This window comes from Streptomyces niphimycinicus, from assembly GCF_018883605.1.
In the GTDB taxonomy this organism is placed as follows: domain Bacteria; phylum Actinomycetota; class Actinomycetes; order Streptomycetales; family Streptomycetaceae; genus Streptomyces; species Streptomyces niphimycinicus.
In genome coordinates this window covers 1-4,769 of the sequence record NZ_JAHLEM010000054.1, presented here as the reverse complement: position 1 = coordinate 4,769, position 4,769 = coordinate 1, and the positions used below count along the sequence as shown (strand labels likewise).

General features: G+C 72.4%; 7 protein-coding genes. 3 read left to right on the top strand and 4 right to left on the bottom strand.

Translation table 11 applies throughout. The annotated features are described in order from the left end of the window. Window positions 1–514, bottom strand: a 514-nt coding sequence (locus tag KN815_RS06940) for a helix-turn-helix domain-containing protein (protein WP_253208808.1), incomplete at its 3' end; no start/stop codon positions are given. A gap of 76 nt (window positions 515–590) precedes the next feature. Between KN815_RS06940 and KN815_RS06935 the strand changes: the two genes are divergently transcribed. From KN815_RS06935 to KN815_RS06925, 3 genes are read left to right on the top strand one after another with little or no spacing between them, the layout of a single operon-like run. Then, window positions 591–1,691 (top strand): Gfo/Idh/MocA family oxidoreductase, encoded by a 1,101-nt coding sequence (locus tag KN815_RS06935; RefSeq protein WP_216340865.1) that lies wholly within the window; start codon window positions 591–593, stop codon window positions 1,689–1,691. Between the two features lie 37 nt (window positions 1,692–1,728). After that, window positions 1,729–1,980 carry a hypothetical protein gene (locus KN815_RS06930; protein ID WP_216340863.1) on the top strand — a complete coding sequence of 84 codons (252 nt, stop codon included), beginning with the start codon at window positions 1,729–1,731 and terminating at the stop codon, window positions 1,978–1,980. Continuing rightward, window positions 1,980–2,372 carry a DNA-binding protein gene (locus KN815_RS06925; RefSeq protein ID WP_216340862.1) on the top strand — a complete coding sequence of 131 codons (393 nt, stop codon included), beginning with the start codon at window positions 1,980–1,982 and terminating at the stop codon, window positions 2,370–2,372. The genes KN815_RS06930 and KN815_RS06925 overlap by 1 nt, the downstream gene beginning before the upstream one ends. Window positions 2,373–2,439: 67 nt before the next feature. Here KN815_RS06925 and KN815_RS06920 read toward each other — a convergent pair whose 3' ends face one another. The 3 genes from KN815_RS06920 to KN815_RS06910 form a co-directional block, all read right to left on the bottom strand. Beyond that, window positions 2,440–3,306 carry a fumarylacetoacetate hydrolase family protein gene (locus KN815_RS06920; RefSeq protein WP_216340861.1) on the bottom strand — a complete coding sequence of 289 codons (867 nt, stop codon included), beginning with the start codon at window positions 3,304–3,306 and terminating at the stop codon, window positions 2,440–2,442. Window positions 3,307–3,502: 196 nt separating this feature from the next. Beyond that, window positions 3,503–4,165, bottom strand: coding sequence for a YidC/Oxa1 family membrane protein insertase (locus tag KN815_RS06915; protein WP_216340860.1), 663 nt, complete (start codon window positions 4,163–4,165; stop codon window positions 3,503–3,505). Between the two features lie 164 nt (window positions 4,166–4,329). Then, a complete protein-coding gene (locus KN815_RS06910; RefSeq protein WP_372458284.1) occupies window positions 4,330–4,650 on the bottom strand; it encodes a DUF6412 domain-containing protein in 321 nt (106 codons plus the stop codon). Window positions 4,651–4,769 lie beyond the last annotated feature (119 nt).

Sequence of the window (4,769 nt, the reverse complement as noted above, 5' to 3'; positions counted from 1 at the left end):
CGCGAGTCGCGCCGCCGGTCGCCCCGCGAGTCGCGCCGCCGGTCTCCGTGCCGCCAGCCTCCGTGCCGGTCTCCGTAAGGCCGGTCCCGGCATCCGCGAGGAGCGCCCTGACCTCGGCGGTGGCCGCCGCGAGCGCCTCCTCCGCCCGCGCACCGAAGTCGAAGGGCGCGCTGCGGGCGGCGACCTCCGTGCCCGCGAGGTCGACGAGGACGGCCGTCAGCTCATCGCGGTCGAGCTGAAGCCCGATCGCATGGCGGGCGCCCGGGACCAGGCGGAGCACGGCGGGCGGTTTGCCGCCGGTCGAGGCGCGCTGACCGGCCTCCACCGCCAGTCCCTCGGTCCTCAGCCGTGCCGTGATCTTGCTGACGGCCTGGGGGGTGAGGCCGGTGTGGGCGGCCAGCTCCGGTCGGCTGACGCCGTCCTCGCCCGCGTCGCGCAGCAGACGCAGGATGAGCGCGGCGTTATGGCTGCGCAGGGCGGTCAGATTGGCTCCGGGCCCGGCCGCCCCCGACATGGTGCTGTTCACCCCTCCATTGTGGCCATCGCTTGCGCTTTAGCAACGCTGTTGCCAAAGTGGGCTCATGGATGCCATGGATGCCCTGGATGACAGCAGCACCGTCCGCGTGGGACTGATCGGCTACGGCCTGGCCGGATCCGTCTTCCACGCCCCCTTGATCGCGGCCACCGAGGGACTGGTCCTGGACACCGTCGTCACCTCCAGCCCGGAGCGGCAGCGGCAGGCACGCGCCGAGTTCCCCGACATCCGTCTCGCGGACTCCGCCGATGAGCTGTGGGGCCGGGCGGATGAGCTGGACCTGATCGTCATCGCGTCCCCGAACCGCACCCATGTGCCGCTCGCCCGCGCCGCCCTCGATGCGGGGCTGCCGGTCGTCGTGGACAAGCCGCTGGCCGCGACCGCCGCCGAGGCCGAGGAGCTGGCCGCGCTCGCCGAGGCCCGCGGGCTGCTGCTGAGCGTCTTCCAGAACCGCCGCTGGGACAACGACTTCCGCACCCTGCGCGCGCTGCTCGCCGAGGGCGTGCTCGGCGACGTACAGCGCTTCGAGTCCCGCTTCGAGCGGTGGCGGCCGCAGCTCAAGGGCGGCTGGCGGGAGTCCGGCGACCCGGCCGAGGTCGGCGGGCTGCTGTACGACCTGGGCAGCCACCTCGTCGACCAGGCGCTCACCCTCTTCGGCCCCGTCGAATCCGTCTACGCCGAGGTCGATGTGCGCCGCCCGGGGGCGCAGACCGACGACGACACCTTTATCGCGCTCACCCACACCAGCGGCGTCCGCTCCCATCTGTGGATGAGCGCGATCACCGCCCAGCTCGGCCCGCGCTTCCGGGTGCTGGGCAGCGGGGCGGGCTATGTGAAGTACGGCCTCGACCCGCAGGAGGCCGCCCTGCGCGAGGGGCTGCGCCCCGGCGACCCGTCCGTCGAATGGGGCACCGAGCCGGAGAGCGAATGGGGCCGGCTGGGCGCCGGAGAGTCCCCGCTGACCGGCGGCGGGGTCCCGGTGCCGACCCTCCAGGGCGACTACCCCGCGTACTACGCCGCCGTCGCCGCCGCCCTCCGCGACGGCACCCCGCCGCCGGTCACCGCCGCCGAGGCCGCGGCCGCCCTGCATGTGCTGGAGGCGGCCCGGCTGTCGGCCGCGGAGCGCCGTACCGTCCGGATCGAGGTCCTGGCGTAAGTGAGCGAGCCTTACCACCACTGGTAGCATCGAGACCATGAGCGGTAGCAAAAAGTACTCGATCAGCCTGCCCGAAGACCTTGCCGAGACCGTGCGGTCCCATGTCGGCCCCGGCGGCTTCTCCGCCTATGTCGCCGAGGCATTGGACCAGCGGGTCGCGATGGACAAGCTCCGCGAGATCGTCACCGACTTCGAAACCGACCACGAGGAACTGACTCGCGCCGAAGTCGAGGCAGCCCGTGCTCTCCTGCGCCACGATCACCGCCGAGCGGGCGAGAACGCCGCCTGATGCCCGGCACACTCCTGCTGGACTGCGAGGGGCTGTCCAAGGTCTATCTCAAGGACCGTGCCATCGTGGCCTTCGTCCAGGCGGCGGTCGAGGAAGACGTGCGGGTGGCCACCACCGCGATGACCATCTTGGAGGCCGACTACGACCGTGTCCACCCTGCCCGCGTCAGGTGGGCCCTCTCCCGCATCGATGTCCATGACGTCACCAGAGAGGTCGCCGACAGGGCAGCACTGCTGCTCCGTACGCATCGTCTGCACGGCCACAAGTACGCGATCGACGCGGTCCTCGCCTCCGTCGCGCACGCCGTTCCCGGGCCGGTGACCCTCCTCACTTCCGACCCCGAAGACCTGACTCTGCTCTGCGGCCCCTCCGTCGACGTCATCAAAGCCTGATCGCGGCTCGCGGGCCCCAGGGTTGAGGGCGGCCCTCCCGTCCGGGCCGCCCCTCGTTCGACGTCCGCTACGCGTCCTTGAACTCCTGGCGCTGGCGCCCCAGTCCGTCGATCTCGAGCTCGACGACATCGCCGGAGCGGAGGTACGGCTTGGGTTCGGGGCGGCCCATGGCCACGCCCGCCGGGGTGCCGGTGTTGATGACATCGCCGGGGTAGAGGGTCATGAACTGGCTGAGGTAGCGGACCACATGGGCCACGCCGAAGATCTGGTCCGCGGTGGTGCCGTCCTGCTTGACCTCGCCGTTGACCCACAGACGCAGGCCCAGGGCCTGCGGATCGGGGATCTCGTCGGCGGTCACCAGCCAGGGGCCCAGGGGGTTGAACGTCTCGCAGTTCTTGCCTTTGTCCCACTGGCCGCCGCGCTCGATCTGGAAGGCGCGCTCGGAGACGTCATGGGCGATCGCATAGCCCGCGACCGAGGCGAGGGCGGCCTCGTCGGAGTCGAGGTAGCGGGCGGTGCGGCCGATGACGACGGCGAGTTCGACCTCCCAGTCGGTCTTCACGCTGCCGCGCGGCACGAGGACCGTGTCATCGGGGCCGACGACCGTGTCCGGGGCCTTCATGAAGATGATGGGCTCTTCGGGAGCGGTGGCGCCGGTCTCGGCGGCGTGGTCGTGGTAGTTCAGCCCGATGCACACGATCTTGCCGATCCGGCCGAGCGGCGGGCCGATCCGCACCCCGCCGTCCTCGATCACGGGCAGCGCGTCGTCGCCCTCCGCGGCCGCCGCCGCGCGCAGCCGCGCGAGGGCGACCTCGTCGCCGAGGAGGGCGCCGTCGATGTCCGCGGCCAGGGCGGACAGATCGCGCAAGGTGCCGTTCTGATCGAGCAGCGCGGGGCGTTCCGCGCCCGCCGGTCCGACTCGCAGCAGTTTCATCCCAAGACTCCCGAGGTCACAGGCCGGTGCGAGGCGCCTACCGGCTGATCGATCCTCCCTTCAGGGGCGTCCAGCCCGCAAGACCTCATTCACGGACTGGGACAGCGGTTTCACTCGTGAGTTCGACGGGTGCCGTCAGCAGGTGCCGCTGTGGGCCCCGTCATGGGTGCGGTCATGAGCGCCGTCATGCATGCCGTCATCCGCGGTGCAGCAGGGCCCGTTCCACCGCCGTCCAGGTGGTGCTGGTCGCCAGGTACAGCGCCGCCGCCAGCGGGACCACGGCGGCGGTGACGAGGGTCCCGAACGAGAGCAGCGGCAGCGCCCGGGCCACTCCGGGCGCCCCGGGGACGGTCGTCCTGCGGGCGCGGAGGTACGTCCAGGTCGCCACGGCCGCGATCACCGCGAACAGCCCGAGGTAGACCAGACCCGGCGCACCGCTGAACGCCCCGCCCCACGCGGCGCCGAGCGGGGCCCCGGCAAGGGTGTGGTCGAGGAGGTCTCCGGCGCCGCTGCCGGTGGAGAAGACGTGGTACATCACGAAGAAGACCGGAAGCTGGGCGAGCGCCGGGAGACAGCCCGCCAGCGGTGCCGCGCCCTCCTTGGCCCGCAGCTCCGCCATGGCGCGCCGCAGCCGCTCGGGGTCGCCCTGGTGCTTGCGGCTCAGCTCCGTGAGCTTCGGCGCGAGCGCGGCCCGCGCCTTCTCACCGCGGACCGCGGCACGGGCGAGGGGATGCAGCGCGGCGCGGACGCACAGCGTGAACAGGACGATGGCGGCCGCCGCCGCGGACGCGCCGAAGAGCGGGTCGAGGCCGCCCGCCATGGTGGTCAGCAGGGAGCCGAGGGAAGAGAAAAGGGACATGTGAGCCCTCCGCGGGTCTCGTCGTGCCGGAGTGAGGAAGACATCGGCGTGACGAGCCGCGTGGCGCGGCGGTACGAATGCTGGAGCTTCCGGGGCTCCGCCCCGGCCCCCGCTCCTTTAACGCCGGAGCGGCTGGGGTCCGCCGTACAGCGAAATGGGTGCGCCTACGCGGCCGTCGGCAGCCGACGGCCCGGCGCTCGCGGCCTCGGGCGTCCCGAGGCGTCGGGATCCCGCTGGGGCAGGAACGCCGTACGGCGCTCACGGTCCCGTATCGCGGTGCGAATCCGCCCGGCGGGGGCGGGTGTTCGGCCGCGGGAGGCGAGGATCGCGCAGGTCAGCAGCGCGGTGGCGACGGCGGCCGTGGTCGCCACGGTGGCGGCGAGGGCGACGGCGCTGACGGTCCCGCTCTGTGCCAGCAGAACTCCGGTCAGCAGAAACAGGCAGACGGCTAGCCGCATGCGCAGCGCTTCGAATCGTCGCGACACCCTCACACCCCCTCTCCCGGCCGGTCTCCCCTCCAGGCTCCCGCCAGTCTAAGCGGCCTCGATGAAGTCCGGTCCGGTCGGGTGCGCCCCGAAGGGGCGCGGGGAACTGCGCGACCAGT

Coding starts and splice junctions, on each gene's coding strand:
- KN815_RS06925 (WP_216340862.1), top strand. CDS start 1,980: ATGCCCGGCACACTCCTGCTGGACTGCGAGGGGCTGTCCAAGGTCTAT.
- KN815_RS06920 (WP_216340861.1), bottom strand. CDS start 3,306: ATGAAACTGCTGCGAGTCGGACCGGCGGGCGCGGAACGCCCCGCGCTG.
- KN815_RS06935 (WP_216340865.1), top strand. CDS start 591: ATGGATGCCCTGGATGACAGCAGCACCGTCCGCGTGGGACTGATCGGC.
- KN815_RS06915 (WP_216340860.1), bottom strand. CDS start 4,165: ATGTCCCTTTTCTCTTCCCTCGGCTCCCTGCTGACCACCATGGCGGGC.
- KN815_RS06930 (WP_216340863.1), top strand. CDS start 1,729: ATGAGCGGTAGCAAAAAGTACTCGATCAGCCTGCCCGAAGACCTTGCC.